Annotated in this window: 14 protein-coding genes and 1 pseudogene; all 15 read left to right on the top strand. The window is 35.9% G+C overall.

Annotation, left to right across the window (positions count from 1 at the left end; translation table 11 throughout):
- On the top strand, positions 1 to 726 hold a 726-nt coding region (locus N8L33_RS09420; protein WP_261059703.1), incomplete at its 5' end, for an LPXTG cell wall anchor domain-containing protein.
- Between the two features lie 267 nt (positions 727 to 993).
- A pseudogene (locus N8L33_RS09415) lies at positions 994 to 1,847 on the top strand (IS630 family transposase).
- Between the two features lie 329 nt (positions 1,848 to 2,176).
- Positions 2,177 to 3,388, top strand: a complete 1,212-nt coding sequence (locus tag N8L33_RS09405; RefSeq protein ID WP_261059702.1) for a glycosyltransferase family 8 protein — start codon at positions 2,177 to 2,179, stop codon at positions 3,386 to 3,388.
- Between the two features lie 5 nt (positions 3,389 to 3,393).
- Positions 3,394 to 3,624: a glycosyltransferase family 2 protein gene (locus N8L33_RS09400; protein WP_261059701.1), complete on the top strand. Its 231-nt coding sequence runs from the start codon at positions 3,394 to 3,396 to the stop codon at positions 3,622 to 3,624.
- A complete protein-coding gene (locus tag N8L33_RS09395; RefSeq protein WP_261059700.1) occupies positions 3,615 to 4,892 on the top strand; it encodes a hypothetical protein in 1,278 nt (425 codons plus the stop codon). The genes N8L33_RS09400 and N8L33_RS09395 overlap by 10 nt, the downstream gene beginning before the upstream one ends.
- Positions 4,879 to 6,390, top strand: coding sequence for a glycosyltransferase (locus tag N8L33_RS09390; protein ID WP_261059699.1), 1,512 nt, complete (start codon positions 4,879 to 4,881; stop codon positions 6,388 to 6,390). The genes N8L33_RS09395 and N8L33_RS09390 overlap by 14 nt, the downstream gene beginning before the upstream one ends.
- A 493-nt stretch (positions 6,391 to 6,883) precedes the next feature.
- The gene (gene secY2, locus N8L33_RS09385; protein WP_261059698.1) at positions 6,884 to 8,098 is read left to right on the top strand and encodes an accessory Sec system protein translocase subunit SecY2; all 1,215 of its coding nucleotides are present in this window, start codon (positions 6,884 to 6,886) and stop codon (positions 8,096 to 8,098) included.
- Positions 8,099 to 8,107: 9 nt separating this feature from the next.
- The gene (gene asp1 / locus N8L33_RS09380; RefSeq protein WP_261059697.1) at positions 8,108 to 9,688 is read left to right on the top strand and encodes an accessory Sec system protein Asp1; all 1,581 of its coding nucleotides are present in this window, start codon (positions 8,108 to 8,110) and stop codon (positions 9,686 to 9,688) included.
- Complete coding sequence (asp2, locus tag N8L33_RS09375; RefSeq protein ID WP_261059696.1) at positions 9,672 to 11,207, top strand: accessory Sec system protein Asp2; 1,536 nt, start codon at positions 9,672 to 9,674, stop codon at positions 11,205 to 11,207. The genes asp1 and asp2 overlap by 17 nt, the downstream gene beginning before the upstream one ends.
- Complete coding sequence (gene asp3 / locus N8L33_RS09370; RefSeq protein WP_101784382.1) at positions 11,204 to 11,644, top strand: accessory Sec system protein Asp3; 441 nt, start codon at positions 11,204 to 11,206, stop codon at positions 11,642 to 11,644. The genes asp2 and asp3 overlap by 4 nt, the downstream gene beginning before the upstream one ends.
- A complete protein-coding gene (gene secA2 / locus N8L33_RS09365; protein WP_474104148.1) occupies positions 11,637 to 13,997 on the top strand; it encodes an accessory Sec system translocase SecA2 in 2,361 nt (786 codons plus the stop codon). The genes asp3 and secA2 overlap by 8 nt, the downstream gene beginning before the upstream one ends.
- Before the next feature lie 12 nt (positions 13,998 to 14,009).
- Complete coding sequence (gtfA, locus tag N8L33_RS09360; RefSeq protein WP_261059695.1) at positions 14,010 to 15,530, top strand: accessory Sec system glycosyltransferase GtfA; 1,521 nt, start codon at positions 14,010 to 14,012, stop codon at positions 15,528 to 15,530.
- Positions 15,514 to 16,851, top strand: a complete 1,338-nt coding sequence (gtfB, locus tag N8L33_RS09355; RefSeq protein ID WP_261059694.1) for an accessory Sec system glycosylation chaperone GtfB — start codon at positions 15,514 to 15,516, stop codon at positions 16,849 to 16,851. The genes gtfA and gtfB overlap by 17 nt, the downstream gene beginning before the upstream one ends.
- Before the next feature lies 1 nt (position 16,852).
- Positions 16,853 to 17,032 (top strand): accessory Sec system protein Asp4, encoded by a 180-nt coding sequence (gene asp4 / locus N8L33_RS09350; protein ID WP_261059693.1) that lies wholly within the window; start codon positions 16,853 to 16,855, stop codon positions 17,030 to 17,032.
- Between the two features lie 4 nt (positions 17,033 to 17,036).
- Positions 17,037 to 17,261 (top strand): accessory Sec system protein Asp5, encoded by a 225-nt coding sequence (gene asp5, locus N8L33_RS09345; RefSeq protein ID WP_261059692.1) that lies wholly within the window; start codon positions 17,037 to 17,039, stop codon positions 17,259 to 17,261.
- Positions 17,262 to 17,389: the final 128 nt, after the last annotated feature.

Here is a 17,389-nt window from a genome sequence, read left to right as displayed (position 1 = left end):
TCAGCTTCAACGAGCGCAAGTACGTCAGCAAGTACGTCAGCCTCAACAAGTGCAAGCACATCAGCAAGTACATCAGCCTCAACAAGTGCAAGTACATCAGCAAGTACATCAGCCTCAACAAGTGCAAGTACATCGGCTAGCACGTCAGCCTCAACAAGTGCAAGTACATCAGCAAGTACGTCAGCCTCAACAAGTGCAAGCACATCAGCAAGTACGTCAGCATCAACAAGTGCTTCTGTTGTAACAAGTAAGGGGCTTGCAGAAATCAGATCGCTCGATAGTTTAGATATCAATAGTATTATTGCATCAGATTCAGTAAGTACATCCGTATCGACAAGTGCTAGTACGTCGATCTCAACAAGCGTAAGCGCGTCAGCTTCAATGAGCGCGATTACATCAGCAAGCACTTCAGCTTCAACGAGCGCAAGTACATCAGCAAGCACATCAGCTTCAACGAGCGCAAGTACGTCAGCAAGCGCGTCAGCTTCAACGAGCGCAAGTACATCAGCAAGCACGTTAGCTTCAACAAGCGTAAGTACTTCAACGTCAATGATTCATTCGAATTCAACTAGTCCAGCTCCTCAAACTGAAACGGCTAAAACACGTAAGCAATTGCCAAATACTGGTGAAACTTCATCAATCTCATCTGCTGTCTTAGGACTTGTAGCAGGTTTAACTGGATTAGGTTTAGTAGCTAAACGACGTAAACGTGATGAGGAAGAATAAGTCTTGTTCTAGATAATCGAAATAGACTAATTAGGTTATCGTAAACCTCCAAAAGTTAAAAACTTTTGGAGGTTTTTAGTATACTGACATGTCGTGCATCTGAGGAAGATGGAGATGTTCCCAGTTGAAAGAGAAGAAATACATACAAACGTAAAAATACTAAAGGAAGACGTCAAGCTCTTTTGACCCAATTTTATTGATAAGAAGTTCATGATCAACTATAATAAAATGAACCAAAAATAGTACACAATGTATCATAATATTCTTATGGTATATTCAATAGATTTTCGTAAAAAAGTTCTCGCCTATTGTGAGCGAACAGGTAGTATAACAGAAGCATCACAGATTTTCCAAATCTCACGTAACACCATTTATGGCTGGTTAAAGCTAAAAGAGAAAACAGGAGAGCTAAACCATCAAGTAAAAGGAACAAAACCAAGAAAAGTTGATAGAGATAGACTCAAAAACTATCTTACTGATAATCCAGATGCTTATTTGACTGAAATAGCTTCTGAATTTGGCTGTCATCTAACTACTATCCACTATGCTCTCAAAGCTATGGGGTACACTCGAAAAAAAAGCACCACACCTACTATGAACAAGACCCAGAAAAAGTAGCTTTATTTCTTAAGAATTTTAATAGTTTAAAGCACTTAGCACCTGTTTATATTGATGAAACAGGATTCGATACTTATTTTTATCGAGAATATGGTCGCTCATTAAAAGGCCAGTTAATAATAGGTAAGGTATCTGGAAGAAGATATCAGAGGATTTCTTTGGTTGCGGGGCTAACAAATGGTGAGTTAATCGCTCCAATGACTTACGAAGAGACGATGACGAGCGACTTTTTTGAAGCTTGGTTTCAGAAGTTTCTCTTACCAACCTTAAACAAACCATCAGTTATTATTATGGATAATGCAAGATTCCATAGAATGGGTAAGCTAGAGCTCTTATGTGAAGAATTTGGGCATAAACTTTTACCACTTCCTCCCTACTCACCTGAGTACAATCCTATTGAGAAAACATGAGCTCATATCAAAAAGCACCTCAAAAAGGTATTACCAAGTTGTAATACTTTTTACGAAGCTCTTTTGTCCTACTCTTGTTTCAATTTACTATAGAATGCTGCATTTGTCCTGACTGTCAGGGAAATCTAAAAAAGAGATTGGAGCGACTATTCAACGACAAGAATTGGACTTTGTTCCTTCGCAATTAACAATAGTTGATTATATCCAATGTGCTTACAATACAATGGATATATCATACATCTGATGTATCATAAATATCGATTTTTAGTATACTTTATTATGGGATGATTATTACTGTATAAGTTGGAAAATAGCTGTTTTTTTGATATAATATGTTTTGTATTATATATGGTATAAAATACGTTTGAAGAGATTTCTTACTTTTGGTATTTTAGATGGAATGGGAAATATAAGGGGAGATTATGTATAAGAAAGTAATTGTTCTTGCAGCAAATCAAGCTTATGTGAGTTATTTAGAGACAACAATTAAATCTATATGTAGCCATATGAAGCAGATTAAGTTTTATATTCTAAATGAAGATATTCCAACTGATTGGTTTCGGTTAGTAGATGATCATCTTGAAAAAATAGATTCAGAAATTATAAACGTTAGATGTTCTTCAGCTATGTTTCAAGATTATAAACTTCCAACAGCACATTTAAACTATGCTGCCTATTTTCGGTATTTAATTCCTCACCATGTAGTAGAAGATAAGGTTTTGTATTTGGATAGTGATATGATTGTGACACAGGATTTATCAAGTTTATTTGAACTAGATATGCAAGATTGTCCTGTTGCTGCAGTTGAGGATTTACCGACAACATCGGATAAGTTTAATTCTGGTTTATTATTGATAGATAATAAAAAATGGAGAGAGGAAGATGTTGTGAAACAGTTATTTGATTTGACTGCGGAACATCATCATGATGTCTATGGGGATCAAGGAATCTTGAATCTTGCTTTTCAGGATAATTGGTATCATCTTCCTCTAACCTATAATCTTCAAGTGGGGTCAGATAGTCAGCAATTTACACTGGGTGATACGGATTGGTATGATCTTTTTAAAGGAAAACCAGCTGTCATTCACTATACTACAGGCTTGAAGCCGTGGCATCAACATCATTTTAATCGATTCAGAGAAGAATGGTGGTTTTACTATGGATTGTCTTGGGATGATGTTATACTTAGAAAATATCCTGCCAAAGAAGGATGGAGTGCTCTTGTTTCACTCCCTCCTTATCAAACAGCTATTTATACGAATACCGTGAACTTGCATGAAGCAGAGAATCTGATTAAAGCTCTTCCACAAGTGAATTTTAATATTTTGGCCCACTGCTATTTTGCACCAGAAATTTTAATGTTGGAAAAGTATAAAAATGTAACACTTTTTCCCTGCTTTGATCCTTTGACGCATGAAAAAGTTTTCAATCAGTTAGATTTTTATCTAGATATAAACTATGAGGGTGAAATTTATAACATTATCCAAAAAGTAGCAGATAAGGGAATTCCTTTCTATTCTTTCCAAGCAACAAATCATGGACGTGAAATATCTCACTATGTTTTTGAAAATCAGGATGTTCAAGAGATGATTCAGCATATCAAAAACTATTTGAATACTCTAGAAAATAAGTAGAATGAATGCAAACAGAACCATTAATTAGTGTTATCGTATCAGTGTGTAATGTAGAACCTTATCTAGAACTAGCCTTAGATAGTATAAGATACCAGTCTTATCAAAATTTAGAAATTATTTTAATTAATGATGGTTCAACGGATGATTCAGAAAGTATTTGTAAAGATCTTGCATCTCAAGATGCAAGATTTAGATACATTTATCAAGAGAATGGGAAAAGTAAAAGATGTTTGTAATCGCAAAAAAAACAGATGATAAAGTTCCAAAAATTAAGGAGATTTTTCAAAAGCTAGAGAAATCATTAACTGTATTCTACATTGATTGTTTTGACAATCTAGATAATCTTGAACAAGGGGAGTTGACAGCACTGACATACTTCCTAATGAAAGAAAAGGGTCAACCTCTCTTTGTTAACAATTTACCTCTGCCCCCTTACTGGGAGATAACGACAGATGGTTTAGAAGGTTATGTTTATGACCAAAGTAAAAAGAAAGCACGAATAAAGTTCCGTCAACCACAATCAGAGCGTACTATTGCGAGGGTTTACTGGTATGATGAAGAAGAAACGTGCATCTGGATAGATTATTACAGTGCTTATGGCTGGAAAGTTTGTCGTGAACTTTTAGATGAAGAAGAAAAGAGTGTACTGAGAACTATTTACAACTCAGAAGGGAGAGAACTTCTAGTAGAGTGGTTACAACAAGATAAAATAGCTTACTTTGATTCACAGCAGAGTCCAACTATCTATCCGAATCGTCATTCTTTTCTCCTTAAAGTATTAGAAGAGATAGTAGAGAGAGAAGATATTTTAATTTTGGGAGAAGAGATTCTCTCGCTTCTTCCCTCAGGAAAGAAAGAAAATTACTATTATTTGGCAGATGATATAACAGAGGCTGATAAGATTGCAGACCGAGTTAATCAGGTTCTAGTAATGTCCCCTCGAAGTTCTGATCTTTCTCCTTACACACATCTATATGGGTTTGCTTTAAATAAGCCAGTTCCGGTTAGGCCACAAGCTATGATTATTACAAATTCTGAATGGATAGAAGGTTTAGAACAATTATTGATTCAATTTCCAGAGATTGATTTCCATGTAGGAGCAGTTACAGAGATGGGAAGTCGTATTACTAATTTATCTATCTATTCTAATATGCACATACATCCAGGAATGAGTTATCGACTTTTTCAAGAATTACTGGATAGCAGTAGTTTCTATTTTGATATTCAGTATGATATTGAAATTCTTGCCTCTTCTTTACGTGCGGTTGAAAGAGGAATATTACTTTATACATTGGACAATCTGACTCATCATGAAGAATATAAAAAATTAGAAACTTGTTACGATACAATAGAGTCTCTCATTCAAAATGTACGCCAAGTTCTAGAAAATCCTGATAAGTATTATCAACTTTCTAGAAATCAAGCTCAAATATTAGGGATAACTAGTTTAGAAGATTATCGTAGTTTATTTGGTAGATGGGAGAGAAAATTTGACTGTTTATAATTTTAATCTATTGCTAGGGTTTGAACCAAATGGAGTAGATGTTGCACAAGCACATCGCCTTAAAATGTTTCGCAAGTTAGGTGTAGAGACATATTTTGTATTTACCCATTGGCCAAATAGGGATCAATTAGATTATTTTTTATCCAAAGGTTATCGATACAATGAACTTCTTTTTGCTCAACTTTTGTTTACGGATCAGTTAGTAACAGAACCCATTCTTTCTTCTAGTGAGATGGAAATGCTTTTGGGATTGGAGAAGTCACAACAAATTGATAGTTCTGACGAAAGTCAATCTTATAAACTAGATAATGGAGAAGTTATCGTTTTTCGGTACAGTAAATATTATTTAGATAAGGTTCAGTATGTGGATTATTTTTCAGAAGGATATTTACTAAGAAGGGAAATGTACTCTACAAGAAAACTAGTAACTGATTATTTTGTATTGAACTATCAAAATAATCACATTTCAGCTGAACTAGGAAAACGTGTTTATCATAACCAAGACGGAAGTGTAGCATTAGAGGAAATTTCTCAGAAAGAGAAACGTCTTTATCTATTAAAAGATAATAGACTAATAACACATGAAGAGCTGATAACTTTTTTTATAAATAAGCTCAACCTAAAAGAAAGAGATATTGTTCTGATGGATAGGGCTTCGAATATTGATTTTGCTCGTCCACTATTGGAGCAATCATCAGGTGCAAAACTAGGACTAGTGTTCCATTCGGAACATACTTTTGGTGAGCATCCCTTTAGCTATGAATATTACTACCCTGTAAAGTATGCTAATCGTTTTGACTTTATGATTACATCTACTAAGTTACAGGCAGAAATTTTGAAGGAGTCTTTTCAAAAAGAAGGACAGCAAGCTCCCAAAATTTATACTATTCCAGTAGGGAGTTTGAATTCTTTACAATATGCAGACAAAGTTAGGCAACCACAAAAAATTATGACGGCTTCAAGATTGATTTATTCAAAGCGAGTAGATTTAGCTATTAGAGCAGTTGTTTTAGCGCATCAAAAGGGTGCGAATATTGATTTTTCTATCTTTGGTCAAGGTATGGAATATAATGGGTTGAAAGAGTTGATTTGCGAATATTCGGCAGAGGATTATATCCATCTAAAAGGATATGCGAGATTGGATGACGAGTACATAAAACATAGTATTTATCTAACAGCTTCTACAACTGAGACTTTTGGTTTGACTTTGATGGAAGCTGTTGGAGCAGGATTGGCTATTGTTGGATTTGATGTGAGATATGGTAATCCTACCTTTATACTAGATGGTAAAAATGGTTATTTAGTTCCTTTTGAAGGAAGAAGTGATCAGGAGTTGGTAGAGGATATGGCTCAGAGATTAGTTGAACTATCTTCTAAAGATATGGAGGATTTTCATAGCAATTCTTATCAGTTGGCGAGTGAGTACTTAGAGGAAAGTATTGTAGAGATATGGAATAATTTCCTTAAAAATCAGACTTCTAGAATATCTATATCTTAGAGAGTTCAATATTTTAATGCTAAATTTATAAATGAGAGAGTTATAAGTATAGCAATGAAAGAAATCGTTTTAAAATTTTATATTTTTAATGGCGACTAACCAACTAAGTGGTTTTTACTTATGGAAAACGTTTGAAGTCATTATTATCAGAAATTATTAATGTGAAAATAACAAATTATAATTTGCGTGAGTATCATTGACCATATAATTTAACTTAATCTGTTTTTTCCGATATTTTATTCCAAAATTTGTTAAAGAGGATAAGATTTTTAATTTAGATTTAGAAAAATGGATGAAGAATGATTATGTTTTGAACAAAAATAGACACTATTTAGTTCGAAGTCTTTCAGTTAAAACTTAGTTTTTTTAATACTTTATTTTAAATCCTACTAGAGAGAATTCTCATCTTGATTATCTGAGTTATCTTGTGAAAATATTGCTACTATTGGTAGTAAATATTTATTTTATAATTGAAAATACGAAAGGAATTTTCATGAAAAACTATTTTTCATCTATATTAAAAAAAGGTCTAGTGACTCTCTTTTTGATTTTTATTTATGTGTTAGGAAGTCATTTGACGTTACCATTTATTGATGTAAATAGTAAGGATTTTTTAGGTGGTTCAACAGCTTATCTTGCTTTTTCGACGGCTCTTACAGGTGGGAATCTCCGTAGTCTTTCCTTGCTTTCTGTTGGTATTTCTCCATGGATGTCTTCAATGATTTTGTGGCAGATGTTTTCCTTTTCAAAGAGTTTAGGGTTGACATCAATGTCGGTGGAAATTCAGGATAGGCGTCAGATGTATTTAACATTGTTTATAGCTATCATTCAATCTTTAGCTATTTCCTTAAATCTTCCTGTTCAACAAATTTACTCTTCTGAACTTATCCTGCTCTTGAATACAACATTATTGGTTGCAGGGACTTTTTTCTCCATTTGGTTAACTGATATTAATGCTAGTAATGGGATTGGTGGATCTATGGTTATATTGTTAACTAGTATGGTCTTAAATATTCCACAGGATTTGATTGAAGCATTTAGAGCTGTGCATATACCAACCACAATTTTAGTATCTTTAAGTCTTATGGGAGTTTTCTTTGCTTATCTATTAGCCTTATTTTATAGAGCTCGCTATCGCATACCGGTTAATAAGATTGGTTTAAATAGTCGTTTTAAGAGATATTCATATTTTGAAGTGATGCTTAACCCAGCTGGAGGGATGCCTTACATGTATTTGATGAGTTTTTTAGCTTTACCTACCTATATTTTTTTGCTGTTACAGTCGCTTTTCCCTGCAAATTCAGTACTCTCTGAAATTTCAGTTAAGTATACAGTTGGGAAACCACTTTGGATTTATATGTATATCGGATTTCTTTTTCTTTTTAGTATCCTATTTGCATTTGTAAATATGAGTGGGGAACAAATAGCAGAACGTATGAAAAAATCTGGAGAATATATATACGGAATCTATCCTGGTGAAGAAACCGGTCGATTTTTGAATAGACTAATTTTTCGCTTCTCTATTATAGGCGCTTTCTTTAATGTGGTAATGGCAGGTATTCCTATGCTGTTTGTATTAGCTGATGAAAAATTATTAAGAATTGCTATGATTCCAGGTTTATTTATGATATTTGGTGGTATGATTTTTACAATCAAAGATGAAATGAAGGCTTTGAGATTAAATGAAACTTATAAACCATTGATTTAGGAGGATATCATGTATTATTTTATTCCAGCTTGGTATGGTTCAAATCGTCAATGGCACGCTGATTTGACTCCGTGGTACTATTCTCACTTTAAACTTGAATTTGATGATACTTTTAATCAAATTAGACTTTTTCAAAGACAAGGTCTACCGTCTCGACTATTAGTATTATCCTATCAGCCACATTTACGTTATTTTTTACACAGACATGGTGTCTTAGAGACAGAAGTTTATCCTATATTTGATGATTTGCAAGATTTGCATGATATACACAGCCAGGTTCTGAATATAAGAGATATAGAGTGGGATAGTGATTGTCAATTTATTTATAGTCCTTTTGCAATAGTAGTACAAAAAAATGGTAAAAAATATGCTAAAGTGGAGCATGGTGTAGAAGGATTTATCAGTGAAATCCAATATTTTGATCTCGATGGGCAAATAAGTACACATTATATAATGGACGATCGTGGCTTTGTGTCTAGTGTCATTTATTTTGATAATGGCCAGCCTACCTATCAAGACTATTTAGATCCTAAAGGTATTTGGCGATTTAGGGAGTATTTAAATGAGGGAGGCCGAGTAGAGGTAAATCCAATATTTGGTTACCGTTTTAAACAGCTTCACTACGCTGATATAAGTCAATTAATTGTAGAATATTTTGATAAATATCTGCAAAGGAAACAGGAAAAACAGGATATTTTTATCATTCCTTCTCATCCCCATCATGACCAATTGCTCTTCAGCTGTTTACAAAGTGATACTGCTAAAATTTTGAGTCTTTTCATTAATCGGAATTCTCAAGTTAATTTTAAAAACTTAGCTCCATCATTTGAACAGGCAGATGTAGTCTTAGTGGATAGAGAGGATAGTTTACAACTCTTGCAGGACCTGTATCCTGAACTATCGGATAAATTTCATCATCTTTCTCCTTTTGATACGCGTTTACGACTAGGTCGAAGTCAGACTCGAAAAGAATCGATAATTTATTATCAATTAGATTTTTCGGAAGGAATTGATAGACAAGCTCTATTTCAGGTTTTATCATTTATTGCTGAAACCAAAAATACAGAAGTCATATTTGGAGCCTTCTCTGCTAGTCAGGAACAAATGGATGAAGTGGAAAGCCTTGTAAATGAAATCATTCAGAGACAAATCCATATTGACAGCTTGGAAAAAGGCCTAGACTATGGTGGTGCAGAAAATCCCCTAGAGGAAAACCAGGAGCAAGAACTGCGTTTTCAATTTGTCAATATGAATGATGAATTGGATTTGATTAAGACACTCGAGTTTGTTCGTTTGATTGTGGATCTCAATAAACAACCCCACCTCTACACTCAAATAGCAGGTATCAGTGCGGGAATTCCTCAGATTAATCTAGTTGAGACCGTCTATGTGGAACATTTGAAAAACGGCTATTTGATTTCAGATGTGACAGAATTTTCCAAGGCGGCACATTACTATACAGATAAACTGAAAGAGTGGAATCAAGCATTAGTATACTCTATTGATAAAATCAAAGAACACACAGGACAAAGATTCTTAGATAAGTTGCATCACTGGATTGAGGAGGTTACAGATGTCAAAGGATTATAAAATCCTACAGATAGGAATTGATAATTGGGCTCATCATTATGATATTCCTGAAAATATGTATTGGTACTATTTCTGTCCCAACTCATCGCTTGCCCTTCGTAAAATGATGGAAATGGATAGCATCACAAATTTTCATGCAATCTTGATAGAGGATGGTCAGTATCTAGCTGATTTACTACCTTTTAGTGATCAGATTGCACCTTATACTCTTTTTTATGATCAAGGTTTTAAAACGACAGAATTGAGTATTCTTGATTTCTTAAAAAAGAGATGTGCTCAAGCTATGGATTTCTCTGAACCCCAGCAATTACTAAATGATTTATCAACTTCTCTCTTTGGCGGGGGATACGGAGATAAATTATTTCCATCAACAATACAAATACATCCCTCTTTTGAAGGTTCTATTTCCTATCAAGGATTTGAACATGTGACTTTAGAGGGAAATTTTAGTGATACTTTTTCTCAGGTTGCCCATTGGACCTACAATACCATGATTGGAGAAAATCTCCCTATTGAATTGTGGTTAGAGTACGAAAAACAAGGGGATTGTGAGTTTAGATTAGTGATTCGCAAAATATGGTCTGGGGCTGTTGACGAATTTTTTGAGGAGGAAATTTATAGTGAGGATGACCTTCAACAAGCGATTGTTATAGATAATAAGGAAACAAGTTTTTATATAACGGTATCTATTGAGGCACGAGGCAAAGGGAAACTTAAACTAGGGAATCTTCACCAGCGTTGGAGTAGAAAACAGTTTGGAAAGTTTGTTCTTGGTGGTAATATTTTACACGATAGTATACGTGATGAGATTAATTATTTCTTTCATCCTGGAGACTTTAAACCTCCTTTGGCAGTATACTTTGCGGGATATCGTCCTGCAGAGGGCTTTGAAGGATATTTCATGATGAAAAATTTAGGATGTCCTTTTCTTCTTTTTTCAGATCCTCGTTTGGAGGGGGGAGCTTTTTACCTTGGTAGTGAAGAATTAGAAAATAAGATTAAGGAAACAATTCAATACTATTTAGACTATCTTGGTTTGACTTCTAAAGATTTAATTTTATCAGGTTTATCAATGGGAACCTTTCCATCGCTCTACTATGGGGCAGTTTTTGAACCGCATGCAGTTATTGTTGGTAAGCCATTAGCCAATGTTGGAACTATTGCAAGACGGGGCCGCATAGAGGCACCTGGAGTTTTTAATACAAGTTTTGATATTTTGAGACATCAGACTGGAGGAGTTAGCTACCAGGATATGGAAAATTTAGATCGACGTTTTTGGAATGTGTTTAAAAAGGCTAACTTTACACAGACAACGTTTGGCCTCTCCTATATGAAAGACGAAGATATGGACAGTAAGGCATATGATCAGTTAGTAGAACATCTTTGTTATACAGGCGCTAAGATTCTATCTAAGGGTACATCGGGGCGACACAATGATGATACGGGTACAAATGTTACTTGGTTTTTACATTTTTATAATATGATCTTGGAAGAGGATTTTAAAAGGAGAGATAAATGATTATTAATCAAAGAGAAAGTATCTCTTGGGGAGAAGTACAGGGTACATTTATGTATGGTAGCGAAATAATATATCATAAGGATAAACACATTAGTTTATCTAATCCCTTGGTGCCATCAGGAGAAATCTTAAAAACTTGGTTCTCAAGTGTGAACTATCAAGCCTTTAGAGCCCAGCCTAGTCTCCCTTTACTTAAAAGAAAACAGGATTATCAGTTGTGCATGAATTTTGATTGTCATCCTGAAAATGGCATATATATAAAAATTTCTTTTTTGGATAGATATGGGGATATTATTGAAGAGAAGATTGAAAAAATGAAAGTTTTTGATTTTACTTATCCAGCAGATACCTATACCTATCAAGTTTCCCTTCTAAGTGCTGGATTTGAGTCTTTAGACTTCTATTCTTTTTCTATTGAGGAGATGAATCGTGTTTAAAGATTTTCAACTTAGAAAAGTCAAAAGGATTTTAAAAAAGATTAATGCTCTTAAAGAAAAGATGGAGTCTCTCTCAGACCAGGAATTAGCGTCTAAGACAGTGGAGTTCCGTCAACGTCTTGCTGAGGGGGAGACTTTAGACGACATTTTAGTTGAAGCTTTTGCAGTTGTTCGTGAAGCGGATAAACGCGTATTGGGCATGTTTCCCTATGATGTCCAAGTAATGGGAGGAATTGTTATACATCAGGGAAATGTCGCTGAGATGAATACTGGTGAGGGGAAAACCTTGACAGCCACTATGCCTGTTTATCTCAATGCCCTGACAGGTAAAGGTACCATGCTGATTACCACCAATGACTATCTAGCCAAACGGGATGCTGAGGAGATGGGACAAGTGTACCGCTTCTTAGGATTGACAATTGGAGTCCCATTTACAGATGATCCTAAAGAGCAGATGACACCAGAAGAGAAAAAAAGAATTTATGCGTCGGATATTATTTATACAACTAATAGCAATTTAGGTTTTGATTTTTTGAATGATAATTTAGCTTCTAATCAAGAAGGTAAGTTTTTGCAACCTTTCAATTATGTTATTATTGATGAGGTTGATGATATATTACTAGATAGTGCTCAGACACCTCTTATCATTGCAGGTGCTCCCCGTGTTCAATCTAATTACTATGGTATTATTGATACGCTTGTAACGACTTTGGTAGAGGGGGAGGATTATATCTTTAAGGAGGAAAAGGATGAGATCTGGCTCACTACTAAGGGAGCTAAGACTGCTGAAAGCTTTTTAGGAATAGATCATTTGTACAAGGAAGAACATGCGGTTTTTGCTCGCCATTTAGTTTATGCGATTCGAGCCCATAAACTCTTTACTAAAGACAAGGACTATGTCATTCGTGGTAATGAGATGGTACTCGTTGATAAGGGAACAGGACGTCTATTAGAGATGACTAAACTGCAGGGAGGACTCCATCAGGCGATTGAAGCAAAGGAACATGTCAAATTATCTCCAGAAACACGGGCCATGGCTTCAATCACCTATCAGAGCCTTTTTAAGATGTTTAATAAGATATCTGGTATGACAGGAACAGGTAAGGTTGCAGAAAAAGAGTTTATTGAAACCTACAATATGTCTGTAGTACGTATTCCAACCAATCGTCCTAGACAACGGATTGACTATCCAGATAATCTATACGTCACTTTACCTGAAAAAGTGTATGCATCCTTGGAGTACATCAAGGAATACCATGCTAAGGGAAATCCTCTACTCGTTTTTGTAGGCTCAGTTGAAATGTCTCAGCTTTATTCGTCACTCTTGCTCAGAGAAGGGATTGCTCATAATGTCCTAAATGCTAATAATGCAGCGCGTGAGGCTCAGATTATTTCTGAGTCAGGTCAGATGGGGGCTGTGACAGTGGCTACATCTATGGCAGGACGTGGTACGGATATCAAGCTTGGTAAGGGAGTTGCAGAGCTTGGAGGCTTGATTGTCATTGGGACGGAGCGGATGGAAAGTCAACGGATCGACCTGCAAATTCGTGGACGTTCTGGCCGTCAGGGAGATCCTGGTATGAGTAAGTTTTTTGTATCCTTAGAAGATGATGTTATTAAGAAATTTGGGCCATCTTGGGTGCATAAAAAGTACAAAGATTACCAAGTTAAAGATATGACTCAACCGGAAGTATTGAAAGGGCGCAAATATCGAAAACTAGTTGAAAGGGCCCAGCAGGCAAGTGATAGTGCTGGCCGTTCGGCGCGTCGTCAGACTCTAGAATATGCTGAGAGTATGAATATTCAACGGGATATGGTCTATAAAGAAAGAAATCGTTTAATAGATGGTTCTCGTGACTTAGAGGATGTTGTTGAGAAAATCATTGCTAGCTACATAGAGCAAGTGACCTCTTCAAGTTATGAAAGCCGAGAGTTACTCTTCCACTTCCTCGTTACCAATATTAGTTTTCATATTAAAGAGGTTCCAGATAATATAGATGTGACTGACAAAACTGCAGTTCGTAGCTTTATGAAGCAGGTGATTGATAGAGAACTTTCTGAAAAGAAAGAATTGCTTGAGCAACATGGCTTGTATGAACAGTTTTTACGACTCTCTATGCTCAAGGCTATTGATGACAACTGGGTTGAGCAGGTAGACTATCTACAACAGTTATCTATGGCTATCGGTGGTCAATCTGCTAGTCAGAAAAATCCAATCGTAGAGTATTATCAAGAAGCCTATGCGGGCTTTGAAGCTATGAAAGAACAAATCCGTGCGGATATGGTGCGTAATCTCCTGATGGGCTTGGTTGAAGTCACTCCTAAAGGTGAGATTATGACTCATTTCCCATAAAAAGAGGAACATATGACAATTTACAATATAAATTTAGGAATTGGCTGGGCTAGTAGTGGTGTTGAATACGCTCAAGCCTATCGTGCTGGTATTTTTCGTAGACTGAAACTGGCGTCGAAGTTTATCTTTACAGATATGATTTTAGCCGATAATATTCAGCACTTAACAGCCAATATTGGTTTTGATGATGATCAAGTTATCTGGCTTTATAATCATTTCACTGATATTAAGATTGCACCGACTAGCGTGACAGTGGATGATGTTTTGGCTTATTTTGAAGGTATAGAGGAACGAAGGGAAAAAAATGGCAAGGTCTTACGTATTTTCTTTTCTGACGAAGACAAGTTTATCACTTGTTATTTAGTAGATGAGAAAAAGGATCTTGTTCAACATGTAGAGTATGTATTTGCAGGTAATCTTGTACGCAAAGATTACTTCTCTTACACACGCTATTGCACAGAATATTTTGCTCCTAAGGACAATGTGGCGACACTCTATCAAAGAACCTTCTACAATGAAGATGGTACTTCTGCTTATGATATGTTCATGAATCAAGGGACTGAAGAAGTCTACCGTTTCAAGGATCGAATTTTATATGGGAAGCCTGCCTTGATACGTTATTTCATGAAGACTCTTCGTTTAAGTAAATCAGATCTAGTGATTTTGGATCGTGAGACAGGGATTGGTCAGGTGGTCTTTGAAGAAGCGCAAGCGGCGCATCTAGCGGTAGTTGTTCATGCGGAGCATTACAGTGAAAATGCGACCAATGATGACTATATCCTTTGGAACAACTACTATGACTATCAGTTTACCAATGCAGATAAGGTTGATCTTTTTATCGTTTCAACGGATCGCCAAAAGGAAGTCTTAGAGCAACAGTTTGCCCACTATACTACGCATGCTCCTAAGATTGTAACCATTCCAGTTGGAAGTGTTGATGAATTAACAAAACCACAAGAGAGTCGTAAACCATTTTCTCTCATTACAGCTTCTCGTCTAGCCAAGGAAAAACACATTGATTGGCTTGTGAAAGCTGTGATTGAAGCTCATAAGGAGTTACCGGAACTAACTTTTGATATTTATGGGAGCGGTGGAGAAGATTCTCTTCTTCGAGAAATTATTGCAAATCATCAGGCTGAGGATTATATTCAGCTCAAGGGGCATGCGGAACTTTCGCAGATTTATAGTCAGTATGAGGTATATTTGACAGCTTCTACTAGCGAAGGATTTGGTTTGACCTTGATGGAAGCTATTAGTTCAGGTTTGCCATTGATTGGCTTTGATGTTCCATATGGAAATCAAACTTTCATTGAAGACGGTAAAAATGGCTACTTGATTCCAAGTTCATCTGATCATGTAGAAGATCAAATTAAGAAAGCTTATGCAGAAAAGATTTGCCAACTGTATTTGGAGAATCGTTTGGAAGGTATGAGAGAGAAGTCATACCAGATAGCAGAGTCATTCTTGACTCAAGAGATTCTAAACACATGGGAAGAAACAATCAAGGAGGTAGTGGATGATTCAGTTATTTGATGTATATAATCAAGAAAGCCAAGATTTGAACTATAGTCTGACTGAAGCTGGACTGTCTGATTTGGCTGTGGTTATTGAACCAGACGGATTCTTACCGGATGGAGTTGTCTCCCCTTTTACCTATTATTTGGGTTATGACAGTGGTAAACCCTTATACTTTAACCAAGTTCCTGTACCAGACTTTTGGGAAATTGCTGGCGATAATCAGTCTGCAATGATTAACGATCTCAATCAAGAACGGGCAGTAATTCATTTTGCAGATGGTTTACAGGCGCGTTTGGTAAAAAAAGTCGAATGGAAAACACCAACAGGTCGGATTTTTCAAGTAGATCACTATAATCGTTTCGGAACTTGCTTTGCTAAAACCACCTATGATGTTTCTGGTCAAGCTATTATGACTTCCTATCGGGACGTAGATCAAAAGGAAGTTATTTTGGAAAACCATATCACAGGTGATATTCTTTTGACCTTAGAAGGACAAGGCTTGCGTCATTTTTCTAATCGAGTAGCTTTTATCATAGATTTCCTACAAGGTTTGAATGTGAATCTTAACCACATTATCTTTAATAGCTTATCTACCTCGTTTTTGACATCTTTCCATTTTCCGGATAAATCAGGTCATGATATCCTGGTTTGGCAGGAACCTCTCTATGATGCCATTCCAGGTAATATGCAGTTGATTTTGGAAAGTGATAATGTGCGTACTAAGAAAATCATCATTCCCAATAAGGCGACTTATGAGCGCGCTTTAGAATTGACTGATGAGAAATACCATGATCAGTTTGTGCACTTGGGTTACCATTACCAGTTCAAACGTGATAATTTCCTAAGACGAGATGCCTTAATCTTGACCAATTCCGATCAGATTGAGCAAGTAGAAGCAATCGTAGAAGCCTTGCCTGATGTTACTTTCCGTATCGCAGCGGTGACAGAGATGTCTTCTAAGCTCTTAGATATGCTGCGTTATCCTAATGTCGTACTTTATCAAAATGCCAGTCCACAGAAGATTCAGGAGCACTATCAACTGTCGGATATTTACTTGGATATCAATCACAGCAATGAGTTGTTGCAGGCAGTGCGTCAGGCCTTTGAGCACAATCTCTTGATTCTTGGATTTAATCAGACGGTGCACAATAGACTTTATATCGCTCCAGAACATCTATTTGAAAGTAGTGAAGTTTCTGCTTTGGTTGAAACCATTAAACTGGCCCTTTCAGATGTTGATCAAATGCGTCAGGCACTTGGCAAACAAGGCCAACATGCCAACTATGTTGATTTGGTACGATATCAGGAAACCATGCAAACTGTTTTAGGAGGCTAATATGTCAGAGGAAGATTTATTTTACAAAGACGTTGAAGGTCGCATGGAAGAGTTGAAACAAAAACCTATCAAGAAGGAAAAAGAAACCCGAGGGGAAAAGATTAGTAAGACTTTTTCGCTCTTGCTGGGTTTAATGATTCTGATTGGTTTACTCTTTACTTTGATAGGAATTTTGAGGTAGGTCTATGATTGACATACTGATTGTTTTAGCTATTGTCCTATCTATTGCTTTGATTGTATTGGTAACCATACAACCCCGTCAAAATCAACTATTTTCCATGGATGCGACTAGTAATATTGGTAAACCAAGTTACTGGCAGAGCAACACCTTGGTAAAGGTGCTCACCTTATTGGTGAGTTTGGCCTTATTCGTTTTACTATTAACCTTTATGGTGATAACTTACAAATAAAAGAAAACTTCAGATATTCACCTTTTGTGATTGGTCTGAAGTTTTCTTTTTGGCTCTTTGTCAACTGTAGTGGGTTGAAGAAAAGCTAAGATCTAGAAAGGACGAAATTTGTCCTTTCTTTTTTGATA

Origin of the sequence: Streptococcus mitis (assembly GCF_946188695.1) — a bacterium.
Classification (GTDB): domain Bacteria; phylum Bacillota; class Bacilli; order Lactobacillales; family Streptococcaceae; genus Streptococcus; species Streptococcus mitis_DF.
The sequence above is the reverse complement of the archived record's forward strand: the minus strand, read 5'-3'. Positions and strand labels throughout refer to the sequence as shown.